18 protein-coding genes are annotated in these 18,103 nt (G+C 69.9%); 7 read left to right on the top strand and 11 right to left on the bottom strand.

Annotated elements, in window-relative coordinates; all coding sequences use genetic code 11:
• Position 1: 1 nt before the first annotated feature.
• The 6 genes from ASE76_RS07115 to ASE76_RS07140 all read right to left on the bottom strand — a co-directional run bounded on the left by ASE76_RS07115 (position 2) and on the right by ASE76_RS07140 (position 5,351).
• Positions 2 to 916 carry a biotin-independent malonate decarboxylase subunit beta gene (locus tag ASE76_RS07115; protein WP_055836928.1) on the bottom strand — a complete coding sequence of 305 codons (915 nt, stop codon included), beginning with the start codon at positions 914 to 916 and terminating at the stop codon, positions 2 to 4.
• A 61-nt stretch (positions 917 to 977) separates the two neighbouring features.
• Positions 978 to 1,319, bottom strand: coding sequence for a malonate decarboxylase acyl carrier protein (mdcC, locus tag ASE76_RS07120; protein ID WP_055836931.1), 342 nt, complete (start codon positions 1,317 to 1,319; stop codon positions 978 to 980).
• Positions 1,320 to 1,333: 14 nt separating this feature from the next.
• Positions 1,334 to 3,022 (bottom strand): malonate decarboxylase subunit alpha, encoded by a 1,689-nt coding sequence (gene mdcA / locus ASE76_RS07125; protein ID WP_055837010.1) that lies wholly within the window; start codon positions 3,020 to 3,022, stop codon positions 1,334 to 1,336.
• 89 nt (positions 3,023 to 3,111) lie between these two features.
• Complete coding sequence (locus ASE76_RS07130; protein ID WP_055836934.1) at positions 3,112 to 4,038, bottom strand: LysR family transcriptional regulator; 927 nt, start codon at positions 4,036 to 4,038, stop codon at positions 3,112 to 3,114.
• 91 nt (positions 4,039 to 4,129) lie between these two features.
• On the bottom strand, positions 4,130 to 4,816 hold the full coding sequence (locus ASE76_RS07135) for a hypothetical protein (RefSeq protein WP_055836936.1): 687 nt from the start codon (positions 4,814 to 4,816) through the stop codon (positions 4,130 to 4,132).
• A gap of 7 nt (positions 4,817 to 4,823) precedes the next feature.
• On the bottom strand, positions 4,824 to 5,351 hold the full coding sequence (locus ASE76_RS07140; protein WP_156362566.1) for a MarR family transcriptional regulator: 528 nt from the start codon (positions 5,349 to 5,351) through the stop codon (positions 4,824 to 4,826).
• 195 nt (positions 5,352 to 5,546) lie between these two features.
• Here ASE76_RS07140 and ASE76_RS07145 point away from each other — a divergent pair, with 195 nt between their 5' ends.
• On the top strand, positions 5,547 to 6,248 hold the full coding sequence (locus ASE76_RS07145) for a pirin family protein (RefSeq protein WP_055836942.1): 702 nt from the start codon (positions 5,547 to 5,549) through the stop codon (positions 6,246 to 6,248).
• Positions 6,249 to 6,263: 15 nt separating this feature from the next.
• Here ASE76_RS07145 and ASE76_RS07150 read toward each other — a convergent pair whose 3' ends face one another.
• The gene (locus ASE76_RS07150; protein WP_055836945.1) at positions 6,264 to 7,265 is read right to left on the bottom strand and encodes a LacI family DNA-binding transcriptional regulator; all 1,002 of its coding nucleotides are present in this window, start codon (positions 7,263 to 7,265) and stop codon (positions 6,264 to 6,266) included.
• A gap of 217 nt (positions 7,266 to 7,482) precedes the next feature.
• Here ASE76_RS07150 and ASE76_RS07155 point away from each other — a divergent pair, with 217 nt between their 5' ends.
• The 3 genes from ASE76_RS07155 to ASE76_RS07165 all read left to right on the top strand — a co-directional run bounded on the left by ASE76_RS07155 (position 7,483) and on the right by ASE76_RS07165 (position 11,071).
• Positions 7,483 to 8,445 carry a tripartite tricarboxylate transporter substrate binding protein gene (locus tag ASE76_RS07155; RefSeq protein ID WP_055836948.1) on the top strand — a complete coding sequence of 321 codons (963 nt, stop codon included), beginning with the start codon at positions 7,483 to 7,485 and terminating at the stop codon, positions 8,443 to 8,445.
• Positions 8,446 to 8,480: 35 nt separating this feature from the next.
• A complete protein-coding gene (locus ASE76_RS07160; protein WP_369793387.1) occupies positions 8,481 to 9,641 on the top strand; it encodes a mandelate racemase/muconate lactonizing enzyme family protein in 1,161 nt (386 codons plus the stop codon).
• Positions 9,642 to 9,985: 344 nt separating this feature from the next.
• On the top strand, positions 9,986 to 11,071 hold the full coding sequence (locus ASE76_RS07165; protein ID WP_055837016.1) for a porin: 1,086 nt from the start codon (positions 9,986 to 9,988) through the stop codon (positions 11,069 to 11,071).
• A 9-nt stretch (positions 11,072 to 11,080) separates the two neighbouring features.
• Here ASE76_RS07165 and ASE76_RS07170 read toward each other — a convergent pair whose 3' ends face one another.
• Positions 11,081 to 11,974: a LysR family transcriptional regulator gene (locus ASE76_RS07170; protein WP_055836951.1), complete on the bottom strand. Its 894-nt coding sequence runs from the start codon at positions 11,972 to 11,974 to the stop codon at positions 11,081 to 11,083.
• A 134-nt stretch (positions 11,975 to 12,108) separates the two neighbouring features.
• On the opposite strand from ASE76_RS07170, the gene ASE76_RS07175 reads away from it, so the two are divergent.
• Together ASE76_RS07175 and ASE76_RS07180 are read left to right on the top strand one after the other, a co-directional pair.
• On the top strand, positions 12,109 to 12,849 hold the full coding sequence (locus ASE76_RS07175) for an SDR family NAD(P)-dependent oxidoreductase (RefSeq protein WP_055836954.1): 741 nt from the start codon (positions 12,109 to 12,111) through the stop codon (positions 12,847 to 12,849).
• A 92-nt stretch (positions 12,850 to 12,941) separates the two neighbouring features.
• Entirely contained in the window at positions 12,942 to 13,403 is a 462-nt protein-coding gene (locus ASE76_RS07180) for a GNAT family N-acetyltransferase (protein WP_055836957.1), read from the top strand.
• 135 nt (positions 13,404 to 13,538) lie between these two features.
• On the opposite strand, the gene ASE76_RS07185 is transcribed toward ASE76_RS07180, so the two are convergent.
• The 3 genes from ASE76_RS07185 to ASE76_RS07195 form a co-directional block, all read right to left on the bottom strand.
• Positions 13,539 to 15,194 (bottom strand): methyl-accepting chemotaxis protein, encoded by a 1,656-nt coding sequence (locus tag ASE76_RS07185; protein ID WP_055836960.1) that lies wholly within the window; start codon positions 15,192 to 15,194, stop codon positions 13,539 to 13,541.
• 103 nt (positions 15,195 to 15,297) lie between these two features.
• Positions 15,298 to 16,218: a LysR family transcriptional regulator gene (locus ASE76_RS07190; RefSeq protein WP_055836963.1), complete on the bottom strand. Its 921-nt coding sequence runs from the start codon at positions 16,216 to 16,218 to the stop codon at positions 15,298 to 15,300.
• 109 nt (positions 16,219 to 16,327) lie between these two features.
• The gene (locus tag ASE76_RS07195; RefSeq protein ID WP_055836968.1) at positions 16,328 to 17,368 is read right to left on the bottom strand and encodes a tripartite tricarboxylate transporter substrate binding protein; all 1,041 of its coding nucleotides are present in this window, start codon (positions 17,366 to 17,368) and stop codon (positions 16,328 to 16,330) included.
• Between the two features lie 308 nt (positions 17,369 to 17,676).
• Here ASE76_RS07195 and ASE76_RS07200 point away from each other — a divergent pair, with 308 nt between their 5' ends.
• Complete coding sequence (locus ASE76_RS07200; RefSeq protein WP_055836971.1) at positions 17,677 to 18,099, top strand: hotdog fold thioesterase; 423 nt, start codon at positions 17,677 to 17,679, stop codon at positions 18,097 to 18,099.
• Positions 18,100 to 18,103 lie beyond the last annotated feature (4 nt).

Raw genomic sequence — 18,103 nt, forward strand, 5'->3', positions numbered from 1 at the left:
TCTATGCCGTGCGTGGCGCAGGAAACGCGGCCTGGAGCGCGGCCACGTCGAGGGCCGGGACCCGGGCCGCGTCGGGCACGCCCAGCGTGCGCCAGAGGCGCTCGGCCTCGCCGCCGTCGCCGGCCCAGTCGGCCTCGGGCACGTCGCGCAGGCGGGCGGCCAGCAGGGCGTGCTCTGCCTCCAGCGCGTCCAGCGTCACCGGGCGCGATGCGCCGCCGCCTTCCAGCAATGCGAGGGCCGCGGCGCGGAACGCGGCCACCTCGTCTTCCACCAGCCGGTCGCAGTCGCCGGTCAGCCAGCGGTGCTTGCCGCCGGTGGTGCGCCAGACCAGGGCGCGGTCGCGCGAATCGAACTCGTCCACCCCGTGGGAGGCCTCGATCACCTCGGGGCCCGACATCGCGAGCCGCCCCACGTCGCTCATCACGATGCGGTCGGCGCAGCGTGCCACGATGCCCATGCCGCCGAAACAGCCGTTGGCCCCGCCGATCAGCACGACCACCGGAATGCCGGCGGCCCGCACGTCGAGCACCGCGCGCATCACTTCCGATACCGCGATCAGCCCGGCATTGGCCTCGTGCAATCGCACGCCGCCGGATTCGGCCAGCAGCAGCACGGCGGCGGGCCGGTCGCGCAGCGCGCGCCGCAGCAGGCCGACCAGCTTGGCGCCATGCACCTCGCCCACGCCGCCGCCCATGAAGGCGCCCTCCTGCGCGGCGACGAAGACGGCCTGGCCGCCCAGCGTGGCGCGGCCGATGGCCACGCCGTCGTCGAAGGCGGCCGGCACGCCCAGCTGGGCCAGGTGCGGGCTGGTCAGCCGCTCGGCCGGCGGCAGCCATTCGTGGAAACTGCCGGCGTCCAGCAGCAGGGCGATGCGCTCGCGCGCGGTGCATTCGGCATAGCTGACGACCGTGCTCATGGGGCGGCCTCCGTGCTGCGCACCGCGGTGCGCGCTTGTCTGAAGCGGTTCGGCGTGGCGCTCATGCGCGGGCTCCCTGCAGTTCCGAGACGGCCTGGTCGAGCCGCAGGCTCACCACCGCCGGCGTGGCGCCCATGTCGTGCACCGACACCTGCACCCCGCCCAGCCCGTGGCGCTGGTGAAAATCCTGCGCCACCGCCTGCCAGATCGCGCCGAAGCCGCGGGCCGATGTCTCGATGCGCACCCGGCAGTCGCTGCCGGCCGCGGGCTCCAGCAGCACCTCGAGGTTGCCCGAGCCCACCACGCCCACCAGCACCGGCGCGAAGGCGCCGGCCGACCGGGAGCCGGGAAACGAATAGTCCAGGGTTTCGAGCCCCGGGGCGGTATCTCTTGGATCACTCATGGCATGGCTCCCCTTCACCAATTCCGGAAGCGCTTGGGCGGTTGGTACAGGCCGCCCGATGCACGCACCAGGTCGCGCATGCTGCGCGCGGCCAGCAGGTTGCGGGTGGCGTCGCGCGGGTCGATGCCCAGGTCCTGCGGCCGCTGGACGATGCCGCGGTCGCGCAGGTTCTCCACCATGCGCTTTTCGCGCGCCAGGCCCACCGGCGTGTAGCCGGCCACGCCGCGGATCGCCTGCGCGCGCTCCTCGTCGGTGCGGCAAAGCAGCAGGTTGGCGATGCCCTCCTCGGTCAGCACATGGGTCACGTCGTCGCCGTAGACCATGATCGGCGGCAGGGCCATGCCGGTCTGCTGCTGCAGCGTCCAGGCGTCGAGCGTCTCGACGAAGGCGGGCTGCATGTGTTCGCGGAAGGTCTCCACCATCTGCACCACCAGCTTCTGGCCGCGCGGCGTGCCGGCGGCGCCGGTGCGGCCGGCACGCGCCTGCTGGCCGGCCTTGAGCCAGGCGGGGCTGGCATGCCGCCGGCCGCGCGCGTCGGCGCCCATGTTGGGCGCACCGCCGAAGCCGGCGATGCGGCCCAGGGTGGCGGTCGAGCTGTTGCCGTCGAGGTCCATCTGCAGGGTGGAGCCGATGAACAGGTCGCAGGCGTAGTGGCCGGCGGCCTGGCTGAAGGCGCGGTTGCTGCGCAGGCTGCCGTCGGGGCCGGTGAAGAACACGTCGCCGCGGGCGCGGATGTAGTCCTCCATGCCCAGCTCGGAGCCGAAGGAGTGGATGCTCTTGACCCAGCCCGCCTCGATCGCCGGGATCATCGCCGGGTGAGGGTTCAGCGCCCAGTGCTGGCAGATCCTGCCCTTGAGCCCCAGCGATTCGGCATACGTGGGCAGCAGCAGCTCGATGGCCGCGGTGTCGAAGCCGATGCCGTGGTTGAGCCGCTGCACCCCGTACTCGGCGTAGATGCCCTTGATCGCCACCATGGCCATCAGCACCTGGATTTCGCTGATCTGCGCAGGGTCGCGGGTGAAGAGCGGCTCGATGAAATGCGGCCGCGGCGCAGGCACCACGAAGCTAACCCAGTCGGCCGGGATGTCGATCCGCGGCAGTTTCGTGGTGGTGCCGTCCACCAGCTCGTTGACCTGCGCGATCACGATGCCGCCCGAGAACGCGGTGGCCTCGACGATGGCGGGCGTGTCCTCGGTGTTGGGGCCGGTGTAGAGGTTGCCCTGCGCGTCGGCGGCCTGCGCGGCGACCAGCGCCACATTGGGCGTCAGGTCGACGAAGTAGCGGGCGAACAGCTCCAGGTAGGTGTGGATCGCGCCAATCTCGATCCGCCCGGCCGAGGCCAGTTGCGCCAGCCGCGCGCCCTGCGGGCCGGAGAAGCTGAAGTCGAGCCGGCTGGCCACGCCGTTCTCGAAGACGTCCAGGTGCTGCGGCAGCGCCAGCACCGACTGGACCATGTGCAGGTGGTGCACCCGCTGCGGATCGACCGCCACCAGCGCATCGGCCAGGAAGTCGGCCTGCTTCTGGTTGTTGCCTTCCAGGCAGACCCGGTCGTGCGGCTCGATCACCGCCTCCAGCAGGGTGCCGACGGCGGTGGCATCGACGACCACCTTGCCGCGCAGGCGGGGGCCGAGCGCTTCGGCGGCCCGGGCGAGCCGCGTGGCGCGGCCCTGGGCGCGGAGGTTCCAGGAGGGTGTGGCTTGCATGCCGGCGAGCGTACGGCGGCCTGCCGCGCCGATCAATCAAGCCGGCGGCACGACGCTTACGCCCAGCGGAACGGAAACGGGCGGCGGCATCAGTCGTGCGACGGGTCGACCGCCCACGGCGCCTGCACGAAATGCTGTGCCAGGAACGCGATCAGTGCCTGCACCCGCGCCGGCTTGGCCCGGCCGGGCGGGGTGACGATGTGCAGCGCGATCGCGGGCGGCGCCCAGTCCTGCAGCGTGGCCTCGATGCGGCCGGCGCGCAGGTCGTCCCAGGCCAGGAACTCGGGCTGCATCGCCAGGCCCAGGCCGGCGCGCAGCGCGGGCACCAGCGCCTCGGCGTTGTTGACCTGCAGGGCGGCCGGCACCACCTGCGCGAAATCGCCATGCCGCGCATGGTGGAAACGCCAGGCCTCGCCGACGCGGGCATGGGTGTAGCGCAGCGCCCGGTGCTGCGCCAGGTCGCGCGGATGGGCCGGATGGCCGTGCTGCGCGAAGTAGGCCGGCGCACCCACCAGCAGGATGCGCACGGTGCACAGCCGGCGCGCCAGCAGGCTCGAATCGGGCAGGTCGGAGATGCGCAGCGCCAAGTCGAAGCCCTGCGCCACCACGTCGGTCAGCGCGTCGCTGAACTGCAGGTCGAGCGTCACCTCGGGGTGGCGCTCCATGAAGAGCGGCAGCGCCGGCCCCAGGTGCGCCACGCCGAAGGACATCGGCGCGGCGATGCGGATGGTGCCGCGCAGGCTCTTCGATTGCTCCGTCACCTCGGCCTCGACCGCCTCGCCCTCGCTCAGGATGCGGGCGGCCCGCTCCAGCGAGGCCTGGCCGCTGGCGGTGAGCGACATCTTGCGCGAGGTGCGGTGGAACAGCGTGGTGCGCAGCCGCGTTTCCAGCCGGGTGATCGCCTTCGACACCGTCGGCTGCGACACCGCCAGGTCGGCCGAGGCCCTGGCGAACGAGCCCGTCTCCGCCACCTTGGCGAAGATCGCCCAGGCTTCCAGGTCGGGCAGCTTGCTCATGGGGAGGCGGTGGGATCGGGCGTCGGGACGGTATGGCGTGCTCCGGCCATGGACTGCCCGGTGTCGCGCGCGACGGGATGGCGATCGGCACTCATCGATGGCACATCGCGGAGAGACGTTGCAGAACCTGTTCCGCCCGGCCCGGCTCGGCCAGCATGCCCGGCAGAACGTTCGCAAAGTTCCGGTCCGTCAGCAGCCGATCGAATGCATCCCCTACGGATTGCCGAACGTCTACAGGGGCCGCTGCCAGTTCGTCTGCCAATTCCTCGCGCCCATCAACGATGTTGAGGATGTCTTCGATGTCGTGGCTGCCCAGGTAATCGCCACCGCCACGGCCTGCGAACGCCTCCAGCTTGGTGGCCACGAAGGCCACCGCACTGACCAGGCGAAGGGTGATGCCCGCCCCCACGTCCGCAGGCTCGGCGGTGGCGACCGCATACGGGTACCAGCGGTTGGAGAATCCCAGCACCTCCGGCTGTACGGGCATCAGATCGAACTGCATGCCCGAATCCTTGTGCACCCAGCGGCAGATCACGTCGCTGGTCACGTCGCGGGCAAAACCGCGCTGCGCGACTGTTTGTTCCATGCGATGGAACATGGCCCGGTCGGCGTTCACGACCGCATCCACGTCGCGGGTGGCACGTACCGCATCGGCCAGCGGGTCGGTCACCAGCATGCCGGCGACGGCGCCGCCGACGAACACCATGTGTTCGCGCAAATCGCCGAGCGCCTCGCCGATCAAGCGCAGTTGCGGCAGATTCGGGTCATCGATCCGCATCGGGCGCCTACTCGTGCGAGCGCATCAGCTCGGCTTCCAGCAGTTCGGCGGCCAGGTTGCGCTCGCGCGCCCGGCCGGTGCGCAAGGCATCGAGCAAGGCCAACAGGCGATGCAGCGACGGATCGGCCAGAGCAGCCTGCGGCGCAGTCCGATAGAGCGGCGGAATCGCCGGTCCCCTGGCCTTGCCATGGGGATGCGCCCACACGGGGGCTTCTCCCGGTGCGGCCGTCAAATGGCGGGCCAGCGGTTCGGCACCGAATGCTGTCGGAACGCCTCGTTTGACCGGACCGACCGCCGCAGGCCAGACGTAGCGCACGCCGTGCAGCAGGAACTCCAGCAGATTCGGCCGTACCGGCGACCATTCGATACGCGACGGCGCGACGGCCAAGCCCGATGCCACGGCGCGCTTCACGCTGGCATGCGCCTCGGAGGCGCTCAGGCCCAGCGCCTGGCCCAGCAGGGCATAGGTCCAGCGCTGGGGCGGGTGGGCGGCCACCTTCAGCACCACCAGCAAATCTTGCGGTTTGAGGTCCATCGGCACCATTCATTCGCTATTCGTGAATTGCGAATATCGCGGACGAATGTGTATTTTGCAAGCCCTGGCGAAGCTGCGAGCTCGGAGAGCAGCATGGTGTTCGTGGAATCGATGGTTTTCCATCTTTTCTATTCTCTAAACGATCGCCGGATCCTACAGTTGATCCATCGCAACATGCAATGCAGGAGAAACACCATGATCGAACGCCGTCCCTTCGCCGAACTCGGTGGTGCCGACCACGGCTGGCTCGATGCCAAGCACCACTTCTCCTTCGCCGGCTACCACGACGCAGCCCGCATGGGATGGGGCGCGCTGCGGGTGTGGAACGACGACACCATCGCACCGGGCACCGGCTTTCCGCCCCATGCCCATGCCGACATGGAAATCATCACCTACGTCCGGGAAGGCGCGATCACCCACCAGGACAACCTGGGCAACAAGGGCCGCACCGAGGCGGGCGACGTTCAGGTGATGAGCGCCGGCAGCGGCATCCGCCATTCGGAATACAACCACGAGTCGGTGACCACCAAGATCTTCCAGATCTGGATCATCCCGGACGGCCGCGGCCAGGCGCCTTCGTGGGGTGCCAAGCCCTTCCCGAAGGGCGACCGTTCGGGCCAGTTCGTGGCGCTGGCCAGCGGCCTGCCCGGCGACGACGACGCGCTGCCGATCCGCACCGATGCCCGGGTGCTGGGCGCCACGCTGAAGGCCGGCGAATCGGCCGAGTACCGGCTGGGCCGCGACCGCCGCGGCTACCTGGTGACCGCCAGCGGCGAGGTCGAGATCGACGGCGTGCCGCTGGCCGCCCGCGACGGCGCCGCGATCCGCGACGTGGACAGCTTCCGCGTCACTGCGCGGTCGGACGCCGAGCTGGTGTTGGTCGACTCGGCGCCGTAAGCCGGTCGCTGGGGTTCAGTCGGCCGTGGAGCGCCGCTCGACGATCCGGAACCCCATGTTCACCACCGGCGCCGCCACGGTCTCGCCGCGGCAGCGTGCCACGACCAATGCCGCCGCGGTGCGGCCGATGGCGGCGCCGTCGACCTGCACGGTGGTCAGCGACGGCTCCATATGCGCCGCGAAGTCCGCATCGCCGAAGCCGCAGACCGCCAGGTCTTGCGGTATCCGCAGTCCGCGGGCCAGGGCTTCGGTCACCACGCCCTGCGCGAGCTGGTCGGAACTGCAATACACCGCCTCGATCTCCGGGTCCTGTGTCAGCAGGTCGGCCAAAGCCCGCCGTCCCAATGCCAGACTGCTGGGCGCCGGTACGTAAGCCGTCGGCACCGTGCGGCCCAGCGTTGCCAGCAAACCCTCGCGCCGTGTGGCCGCGCGCGCATCGTCGCCTGTGGCGATGCCGATCCGCCGCCAGCCGCGTGCCAGGAAGTAGCCCGCGATCGCGCCGCCCACCAGCAAGTGCGAGAAACCCACCATCATGTCGACCGGCCGATCGCTCAGGTCCCAGGTTTCGACCACCGGGATGCCCAGCCGCCCCAGCCGCTCGCGCAGCGCAGCGGAATGGACCAATCCGGTGACCACGATGCCGTCGGGCTGGCGGCTCATCATGGTGTTGAAGAGTGCCTCTTCGCGCGCATGGTCATAGCCGCTCTGGCCCAGGATCAACTGGTAGCCGGCCGCATGCAGCGATTCGGTCAGTGCCTCGACCGTCGGAAGGAACTGCTGGACCGAGATCGCCGGGACGAGCGCCGCAACGGTCATGCTGCGCCGCGATTTGAGGCCGCCCGCCAGCAGGTTGGGAAAGTAGCCGGTGGTCTCGACCGCCTGCCGTACCCGCGCGATCGTCTTGTCCGACACCATCGCCGGCTTGCCGAGCGCGCGAGAAGCGGTGATCAGCGAAACGCCGGCTGCGCGTGCGACGTCGTGAAGGGTAGCGGGTTTGGGGGGTGGAACAGCGGGCATGGCAGGGACGCGAGGCACGCCGCATTGTCCGCCATCCCACCCACCGGTCCGTCACCGGGTCGGACCGGTTGACAGTAGCGATGACAACGTTAGCATTTCAGCGCCGATCGATTTAGCGCCTCCAACTGATTGCTTGCCAGAGTCAGCGCTAAAACGCTTCTGAAAATGACAACGTTGTCATTTTCATGCTCGGCTATTCAAACCACAGGAGACATCCATGAAAAAGCTCATTGCCATAGCCGTGCTCGGTGTGTCGGCCCTCACCGCGCAATCGCAGACGGCATGGCCCGCCAAGCCGGTCACGCTGGTCGTGCCCTTCCCGCCTGGAGGTTCGACCGACCAGGTCGCCCGCGCCCTGGCGCCGCGGCTGGGCGACCGGTTCAAGCAGTCGTTCCTGGTCGACAACCGGGCCGGAGCGGCCGGCACGATCGGGGCGGCACTGGTCAAGCGCGCACCGGCCGATGGCTACACCTTCTTCGTCACCTCGCTCGGCCCGCTGGTCATTGCCCCGCATCTGCTCAAGAACCTGCAATACGACCCGTCGAACGATTTCGACCTGATCACGGTGGCCGTGCAGTCGCCTAACGTGCTGGTGGTGCCCACCGCGTCGCCGCACAAGAGCGTGGCCGATGTGATCGCGTTCCTGAAGGCCCACCCGGACAAGATGAGCTTCGCCTCGGCCGGCAACGGCACCAGCGACCATCTCACCGCCGAGCTGTTCTGGCAGCAGACGGGGACCCACGGCGTGCATGTGCCGTACAAGGGCGGCGCGCCGGCCCATACCGACCTGATGGGCGGCCAGGTGGACGCCTCGTTCCAGAACATCAACGCCGTGGTGCAGTACATCAGGGCCGGAAAGATGCGCCCGCTGGCGATCACCAGTGCCAAGCGGTCGCCCGTGCTGCCCGATGTGCCGACTCTGGCCGAGTCGGGCGTGGACAACGTGGTCGTCACCTCGTGGCAGGCGATCGCCTCGCCCAAGGGACTGCCGCCCGCGATCCGCGACAAGGCGTACCAGGCGTTCACCGAGGCGCTGCGCGACCCCGCAGTGAAGGATCCGTTCACCGCGATCGGATTCGAGCTGGTCGCCAACACGCCGGCCGAGTTCGCCGCCTTCCAGAAAGCCGAGTACGCCCGATGGAAGAAGGTGATCGAGACCGGAAAGATCACCATCGACTGAACGCGTGTCGCTTTCTCCATTCCCGCAAGAACATCGTGACCACCTCTTCCATTTCTCCCGCCTCCGTGCCCGGCGACAGCATCGCCTGGGTGCGTATCTCTTCCTGCTACCTGCCCCTGGCCACGCCGATCAGCGATGCCAAGGTGCTCACCGGCCGGCAGAAGCCGATGACCGAGATCGCCATGCTTTTTGCGGAAATCCGTACCAAGGATGGCAACGAAGGGCTGGGCTTCAGCTACAGCAAGCGTGCCGGCGGGCCGGGGCAGTTCGCCCATGCGCAGGAAATCGCGCCGGCGCTGATCGGCGAAGACCCCAGCGACATCGCCAAGATCTGGACCAAACTCTGCTGGGCCGGCGCATCGGTCGGGCGCAGCGGCATGGCGGTGCAGGCGATCGGCGCATTCGACGTGGCGCTCTACGACCTGAAGGCCCGACGAGCCGGTCTGTCGCTGGCCAAGCTGCTCGGCGCACACCGCGACTCGGTCCGCTGCTACAACACCTCCGGCGGGTTCCTCCACACGCCGCTGGACCAGCTGCTGGTCAATGCACAAGCCTCTCGCGAACGCGGCATCGGCGGCATAAAGCTCAAGGTCGGCCAGCCCGACGGCGCGCTCGACATGCGGCGGGTAGAGGCGGTCCGCAAGCACCTGGGCGATGCGGCACCGCTGATGGTGGATGCCAACCAGCAGTGGGACCGACCCACCGCGCAGCGCATGTGCCGCGCGCTGGAACGGTTCGATCTGGTGTGGATCGAGGAGCCGCTCGACGCCTACGACTTCGAAGGCCACGCCGCGTTGGCCGCTGCGTTCGACACGCCGATCGCCACCGGAGAAATGCTGACCAGCGCCGCCGAGCACCAGGAGCTGATCCGCAACCGCTCCTGCGACTACCTGATGCCCGACGGCCCGCGCGTCGGCGGCATCACGCCGTTCCTGAAGATCGCTGCGCTCGCCGAGAACGCCGGCCTGATGCTCGGCCCGCATTTCGCGATGGAGCTGCACGTGCATCTCGGCGCCGCTTATGCGACGGAGCCATGGGTCGAACATTTCGACTGGCTGGAGCCCCTGTTCAACGAGCGGCTCGAAATTCGCGACGGGCGTATGTTGGTACCCACGCGCCCGGGCCTGGGATTGAGCCTGAGTGAGCAGGCGCGGGCCTGGACACGCGTGCACGCGGAGTTCGGCAAGCAGCCCTGAAGCGGCTTCTTCCCCGTGCGCCGGATGCGCATGGGGTTTTCCAGAATCCAGCGATCGGTATCGGTTCGTCCGAAAAAACGATTGGCCTGGTATCGGAATGATTTCTACATTTGCAGCCGATCGGTCTGCAAAAGCGGCTATTCGCCACCGGCCAACGCTTGCCGGGTTCGGTGGATGGCAACCCAACAGGCCCCCTGTATTCAGCAGTGCGGCAGTCACACGCTGCACACCACCCGTTTGCGCGCATCCGGATCCGCGATCGGCCCTCCCAGCCGACGGAGGCGCAGCCTTGCCCGGACGACCCAGAACGATTCACAACAGGAGACCGAGACCATGACCCCCACCTGCAACGCGCGCTCAAGACCCTCGCCCTCGCCCTCGCCCTCGCCCTCGCCACCACCGCCGCCGCCGGCACCGCGGCCCTCGCGCCCGCGGCCTGGGCCCAGTCCAGCGTCACCATCTACGGCCGCGTCGTCGGCGGCGTCGAGTACGTCGACAAGATCCGGGACACCACCACCGGCCAGACCGGATCGCTCACCCGCGCCGCCGACAACCAGTGGGGCACCAGCATGCTCGGCTTCAAGGGCTCGGAGGACCTGGGCGGCGGCCTCAAGGCCAACTTCCTGCTCGAGAGCGGCTTCGGCCTGAAGACCGGCAACACCAACGGAGCCGCGTTCTTCAACCGCCGCTCCTACGTCGGCCTCTCCAGCGCCAGCTGGGGCAGCTTCCGGCTCGGCAAGAACCTCCTGATCAGCAACGACGTCTGGAACCTCGACCCCACCGGCCAGCAGTTCATCAGCAGCTCGACCCTCGTGCGCGGCCGCAACTGGCAGGGCGCCAGCAACGTCATCGAGTACTCGACCCCCGACCTGGCCGGCTTCAACGCCACCGCCCAGATCGGCCTGGGCGAGCAGGTCGGCAGCACCAAGCCGCTCAGCACCGCAGGCGTGTCGGTCAGCTACATCCACCAGGACCTGGAGTTGCGCGGCATCTACTCGCAGCGGCGCGACCAGAACGGCCTCTACACCAACCCCTACACCTTCTCGAAGGAAGGCATCGTCGGCGGCACCTACCGGTTCGGCCCGGCCAAGGTGTTTGCCGCCTACGACCACATCACCGCGGGCGACGGGCCGGTCACCGGCCCGACCAAGGTCAAGCACGGCTGGGTGGGGGTGCGCTACGACGTCAACGGGGCGCTGCAGCTGATCGGTGCGGCCTACCGTGTCGACACCGACCGGGTGGACGGCAAGGCGACGCTCCTGATGGTGGGGGCGGACTACTACCTGTCGAAGCGCACCTTCCTGTACGCGTCGCTGGGCGGGGTGAACAACGCGGGCAACGGCAACTTCGCGGCCGACGTGTCGGTCAACGGGCCGGGGGCGGGCCGGTCGCAGCGGGCGGTCTATGCGGGTATGGGGCACAGTTTCTGAGTTAGGCCTTCACCGTGCCATCCGCGCCTGCAGAAAATCGATGAATACCCGCAGCTTGCGCGGCATGTGCGCCCGGCTCGGGTGGTACAGGTAGAAGCCGGGAAACGTCGGCCACCAGGGTTTGAGCAGCGGCACCAGCCGGCCGGCGGCGATGTCGTCGTGCACCTGCACTTCGAACGCGCAGGCGATGCCGACACCCGCACGCACCGCGGCCAGCAGGGTGTCGCCGTCGTTCGACACCAGCGGGCCCGGCACGTCGATCTCGATATCGCGGCCCCTGTGCGAGAACTCCCACCGGTAGATGCCACCACCCAGCCGCGCGTTGAGGCAGCGGTGGCCGGCCAGGTCCTGCGGTACCCGCGGCGGCGTGCGACCGGCCAGGTAGCGCGGCGATGCCACCGTCGCGATCCGGTGCCGCCCGCCCAGCGGCACCGCCACCACGTCCTGCGCCAGGTTCTCGCCCAGGCGGATGCCGGCATCGAAGCCGCCGTCGACGATGTCGAGCAGCGCGTTGTCGCAGTGCAGCTCCAGCGTGATCTCGGGAAACGCGGCCAGAAAATCCGCCAGGTGCGGCAGCACCACGATGTCGGCCGCGGTGCGCGACAGGTTCAGCCGCAGCAGGCCCGCCGGCCGGTCGCGCGATTCGTCCAGGCCGTCGATGGCGAGCGCCAGCGCGTCCAGGCCGGGCCGCGCCTGCGCCAGGAAGCGCTGGCCGATCTCGGTCACGCCGACGCGCCGTGTCGAGCGGTCGAGCAGGCGCACGCCCAGGCCGCGCTCCAGCTTGCGCAGCGTCTGCGACAGCGCCGAGGGCGACACGCCCAGTTCGGCCGCGGCCCGGGTGAAGCTCGCATGGTGGGCGACCCGCGCGAAGGCGGCGATGGGGGCGAGCAGGTCGGCGGACATCGCGCGATTATGAAGTGCAGCTTCACGCCGCATCCCGCCGAACCGGCTTTATCCGGCGGTACGAAGTGCCTATCGTCAGGGCGTGCCACCCGCTCCGGGTCGCATCCTTCATCCCCCAACGTCAGGACACATCCATGGGCAAGCTCACAGGCAAGGTCGCCATCGTCACCGGTTCGTCCAAGGGCATCGGCGCCGGCATCGCGGAGCGGCTCGCCGGCGACGGCGCCGCGGTCGTCGTCAACTATTCGCGCAGCGCAGAAGACGCCGATACCGTGGTGCAGCGCATCGCCGCGGCAGGCGGCCATGCGGTCGCGGTGAAGGCCGATCTCTCGCAGCCCGCGCAGATCCAGCCGCTGGTCGATGCGGCCGTCGCGCACTTCGGCCGGCTCGACATCCTGGTGAACAACGCGGGCGTCTACAAGGTCGATTCGCTCGAATCGCTGAGCGCCGAAAGCTTCGACGAGCACTTCGCGCTCAATGTGCGCGGCCTGCTGCTCGCGACCCAGGCGGCGGCCCGGGTGCTGCCCGCCGGCGGCGTCGTCGTCAACATCAGCTCGGGCCTGGCGAAGAGCCCGTACCCGGTGGTGCACGTCTATTCGGCCACCAAGGGCGCCGTCGACACGCTCACCCGGTCGCTGGCCCTGGAGCTCGGACCCCGCGCCATCCGCGTCGTCGGCATCGCGCCGGGCTTCGTGAAGACCGAGGGCAATGCCGAATCGGCCAAGGACATGGCCGACTTCCTGGTCGGCAAGACCCCCCTGGGCCGCGTAGGCATGCCCGCCGACATCGCCGCCGCCGTGGCCTTCGCCGTATCCGACGACGCGGGCTGGATCACCGGTACGACGGTCGATGTGTCGGGGGGGATGGTGTTTTGAGGGTGTGGCGGGCGCGTGGCGTGGGCATCCAGGGTGGACCGTTCAGGGTATTCATACTGTCGCCTTGCAGCCTTCTTTCTTAGCCGCCAACCATGAACATCCTCCGCGCCCAGCCCACCCACGCCGCCGACCTGCACACCCTCCTCGACGAATACTTCGAAGCGCTCGCCGTCGTCAAGCGCGACACGCCGGCCGACATCGCGCGGTCGCTGGCGGATCCGGCCGACGCGACCTGGCTGGCCTATGTGGACGGCGTGCCGGCGGGCTGCGTGGCGCTGCGGCAGCTGCCCCTGGAAGGTACGCCCGCGGGTTCGGCGCTCGAATGCAAGCGGCTCTACGCGCGGCCCGCCTACCGCGGACGGGGCATTTCCGCCGCGCTGCTGGATGCGATGGAGGCGCACGCGCACGAGGCCGGCGCCACCTGGATCTACCTCGACAGCAAGGACGACCTGACGAGCGCGCTGCGCATCTACGCCCAGCGCGGCTACCAGGCCTGCGAGCGCTACAACGACAACCCGCAGGCGACGGTGTTCATGCGCAAGCGGGTCGGCTGACGGTAGCGGCTGCCGCTCAGGCGCCGGCTGCGGCGGCGGTCGATCCCGACCGGGGCGTGGCTTGGCGTCGATGCTGCCGCTGCGGCTCGTGCTACGCCGCAGCGGGCGAGCGCCACGCCGGGCCGGCCCGGCGCCTCACCGCAGCGCGAGGCGCGCCGCACCGGCGACGCCCGGCGGCAGCGGCACCGCCGCCCCGTGCGCCGGCAAGGCGCGGCCTCCCACGCTGCCGGGCACCTGGAACACTGCCACCGATTCCACCAGCCGCTGGGCCTGCAGCCGCAGGCTCTCGGCGGCCGCGGCGCCTTCCTCGACCAGGGCGGCGTTCTGCTGGGTGGTCTGGTCCATCTGGGTGACGGCGTCGCCGACCTGCGAGACGCCGGTGCTCTGCTCGGCGCTGGCGGCGCTGATCTCGGTGACGATGTCGCTGACGCGGCGGATCTCGGTGACGATCTCGGCCATCGTCGTGCCGGCCCGGTCGACCAGCACGGCGCCGCGGTCGACCTGCTCGACGCTGCTGGTGATCAGCTGCTTGATCTCCTTGGCGGCGGTGGCGCTGCGCTGGGCCAGGTTGCGCACCTCGGCGGCCACCACCGCGAAGCCGCGGCCCTGGTCGCCGGCGCGGGCGGCTTCCACCGCCGCATTGAGCGCCAGGATGTTGGTCTGGAACGCGATGCCGTCGATCGTGCCGATGATGTCGGCGATCTTGCGCGAGCTGGCGCTGATGTCGCGCATCGTGTGCACCACCTCCTGCACCACCTCGCCGCCCTTGCCGGCGACGCCGCTGGCGCCCTGGGCCAGGGTGCTGGCCTGGCGGGCGTTGTCGGCGTTGTTGCGCACGGTGGTGCCCAGTTCGTCCATGGTGGCGGCGGTTTCCTGCAGGGCGCTGGCCTGCAGTTCGGTGCGGCGGCTCAGGTCGGCGTTGCCGGTGGCGATCTGGTGCGAGCCGGTGGCGATCGAGTCGGAGGCGTTGCGCACCTCGTGCACGATGCCCGCCAGGCTGGTCTGCATCCGCGCGAGCGAGGCCAGCACGCTGGCCGCCGGCAGCCGGCCCGAGGTGTCGACCGGGCTCAGGTCGCCGGCGGCCACGCGTTCGGCCACCAGTCGCAGGTCGGCCGGCTCGGCACCCAGCGCGCCCATCAGCCGGCGGGTGATCAGCACGCCCGCGGCCACGGCGGCGGCCACCGCCAGCAGGCAGGCGGCGATCAGCGCCACACGCTCGCCGCTCAGCCGCGTCGTCGCCTCGTCGGTCAGGCGCTGGGCGGTGCGGGCGGTGAGTTCGGCATACGACGCGGCGGCTTTCGACATCTGGTCGAGCAGCGGCCGGCATTCGGCGTTGAGCTTGGTCGTGGCCTGCTCCCGCTCGCCGCGGATGCCCAGGTCGATGATGGCCAGCGCCACCGGCCCGTAGGCCTTCTCGATGCGGTCCATGTCGGCGACCAGGGTGCGCGCCTGGTCGGAGGTGTCGGCGGCCGAGGCGACCATCCGCTTGAGCTCCGTCAGGTGGGCCTGCACTTTCTCGTGGGCCGCCACCGCGCGGGTCTTCTCTCCCTGCGCATCGGTGGGGCTGGTCGCCAGCACGATGTTGCGTGCGGCGATCGCCCGTTCGTCGATCGCGGTGCGCAGGTCGGCCGCCTTGCTGGCACGGGCGTCGATGCCGTGCACGTAGTTGTCGAACCCGCGGTTCGCGTCACCCAGCGCGTAGATGCCGAAGCCCGCCACGAACAGGATCAGTGCCGTGAGCACTGCGAACACCAGGGTCAGTTGCTGTCGAACCGTGAGGGGGGAGCGCATGGTGCACCTTTTTGTAAAAGTTGTTCATGCATTGTGTTCCTTCGTCGGCGGCCCAGCAGTCAGAAGTGGGGGGCTTTCCTCCGCAGTTTCCCTTGCTGCCGCGTCATCGGCCCACCACCGCCCGGCACACCGCCACCAGCGCCAGCACATCCCCGTCGCGTTCCCGCGCCTTCAGGAACGACAGCCCGATCCGCTGCCGGGCGCGGTAGGGGGTCTGCAGCGGGATGAACTGCAGCTTGTGCTGGAAGATGGGGCGCATGCGGCCGGGCAGCAGGCTGTAGCCCACGCCTCCGCCGACCAGGTTGGCCAGGGTGAACACGTCGCCCACCCGCATCGCGATGTCGGGTGCGAAGCCGGCGACGGCGAAGGCGTCGTCGAAGCCGCGCTGGGTGGCGAAGCCTTCGCCCAGCGAGACGAAGCGCTCGTGGGCGCTGTGCCGCAGGTCGATGTCCGCCTGCGCCGCGTAGGGCGAGCCGGGCGGGGCGGCGAAGAACATGTCGTCCTCCATCAGCGGCACGGTGACGATGCCGTGTTCGGCCGCGGGCACCGCCATCAGCGCGGCGTCGAGCGTGCCCAGGCGCAGCCGGTCGAGCAGTTCGGCATTGCTGCCCAGCACCAGCTCGGCCTGCAGGCCGGGCAGGCGCTGGCGCAGGGCGACGATCACCTCGGGCACCGCCTGGATGGTGAGCGAGTACAGGGCGCCCAGCGTGATGTGCCCATCGGCCTGTCCGGCGGCGGCGCGGGTGGCGCGCAGGCCGTCGGCCAGGGTGGCCAGCACCTCGCGCGCCACCTCGGCCAGCACCTGTGCCGCCTCGGTCGGGATCAGGTTGCGGCCCTGGTGGCGAAAGAGCGCGCAGCGGGCGCCGTCCTCGAGCGAATGCAGCGCCCGGTGCACGCTGACCGCGCTGGTGCCCAGCCGCTCGGCGGCGCGCGCCAGGTTGCCGGTCTCCATGAAGGCGATCAGCACCTCGAGCTTGCGCAGGCTGATGTCGTCGGGCAGGCGGGGCAGGTCGGGCGCGGGCATCGGACGATGGTAGCCCGGGCGCCCGGGGCATCGATTTTCGAAAGGAAAAAGGGCTGTGGCCGGCGTGCGGCGCCGGCTACGTGCTATCTATTCGATAGCGTATGCCCGCCTACTCCAGCTTGGCGCCCGAATCCTTCACCACCACGCCCCAGCGCTGGATCTCGCTGGTCACGAACTTGCCGAAGTCGGGGCCGTACAGGTTGGGCGGCTCGGCGCCGACGTTGGCCCAGGCGGTCTTCACCTCGTCGGAGGCGAGTGCCTGGCGCAGGGCAGCGGTCACTTTCTCGACCGCGTCCTTCGGCGTGTTCTTCGGCACCCACATGCCGTACCAGGTCGAGACCCGGTACTCGGGCAGGCCGCTCTCGGCGGTGGTGGGCAGGGCGTCGAAGCCGGGCGCGCGCTTTTCGCTGGCCACGGCCAGGCCCTTGAGCCGGTTGGACTTGATGTAGCCCGAGGACGATCCCAGCCCGTCGAACATCATGTCGATCTGCCCGGCCACCAGGTCGGCCAGCGCCGGGCCTGCGCCGCGGTAGGGCACGTGCGAGATGTCGGTCTGGGTCTGCATCTTGAACAGCTCGCCCGCCAGGTGGTGGGCCGAGCCGTTGCCGGCCGAGCCGTAGTTCACCTTGCCGGGGTTGGCCTTCAGGTAGGCGATGAGCGACTTGAGATCGGTCGCGGCCGGCAGCTTCTGGCCGTTGACCACGATCACCTGCGGCACGCTGGAGACGAGCGCCACCGGGATGAAGTCCTTCTCCAGGTTGTAGTCGAGCTTCGGGTACATCGAGGGCGCGATCGCATGGTGCGCGCCGCCCAGGAACCAGGTGTAGCCGTCGGGCGCCGCCCGCGAGGCCACCCCGGCGCCCAGCGTGCCGCCGGCTCCGCCGCGGTTGTCGATGATGAACTGCCTGCCGAACTGCTTGGTCAGCGCCGCGCTGAGCGGCCGGGCGAACACGTCGGTGCCGCCGCCGGCCGGGAAGGGCACGACGATGGTCACCGGCTTGGCCGGCCACGCCTCGGCCTGCGCCTGTGCGGCCAGCGGCAGCGCCGCGGCCAGGCAGCCGGCCGCGAGCGCGGCCCAGGCGGCCGGCACGGGCCGCCGTCCGGGCAGGGAGCCGCCGCCGCGGCCAACGGAAATCCTCGGGAACGCCATGGTTTGTCTCCTTATGGGGCGCAGGTTGCATCCGGGTGCAGATGCATCGGCCGATTCTGGTGCGATCCGTTCGCATGCCCATACAGACATACCCTTCTCGGGCACGGGCGGCCTGGACGGTAGACGAGGCACCGGCCGCCGGTGCCACGGCCGCGACATTCGCTCGGGGCAAAATAGGCCGCCTGTCGCGGCCCAGGCATCGCCCCGGGGTCGCGTGCTTCTATTTTCATAGCAAGTAGCCGCGGCGCAGTGCGCGTCCTGGCCGCTTTTCGCTCGAACCCCTCGTCCCCGCATCCCGAGAAGCCACCATGTCCATCTGGAAGACCCCCGTATCGGTCGAGATCCTCGACGCCCTGAGCGCCGGCACCGTCAACGAGACGCTGGGCGTCGAATTCCTGGAGGTGGGCCCGGATTTCCTGCGCGCCCGGATCCCGGTGGACCGCCGCACCCGCCAGCCCTACGGCATCCTGCACGGCGGCGTGTCGGTGGTGCTGGCCGAGACGCTCGGCTCCTGCGGCGCGGCCTACAGCTGCACGCCCGGCCACCGCGCGGTGGGCCTCGACATCAACGCCAACCACCTGCGCGCCGCCGCCGAGGGCCATGTGACCGGTACCGCGCGCCCGGTGCACCTGGGCCGCACGACCCAGGTCTGGCAGATCGACCTGCACAACGATGCGGGCGAACTGACCTGTGTGTCGCGGATCACGGTGGCGATCCTGGCGCCGCGCTGAGGGC

The organism is Xylophilus sp. Leaf220 (assembly GCF_001421705.1).
Lineage (GTDB): Bacteria > Pseudomonadota > Gammaproteobacteria > Burkholderiales > Burkholderiaceae_C > Xylophilus.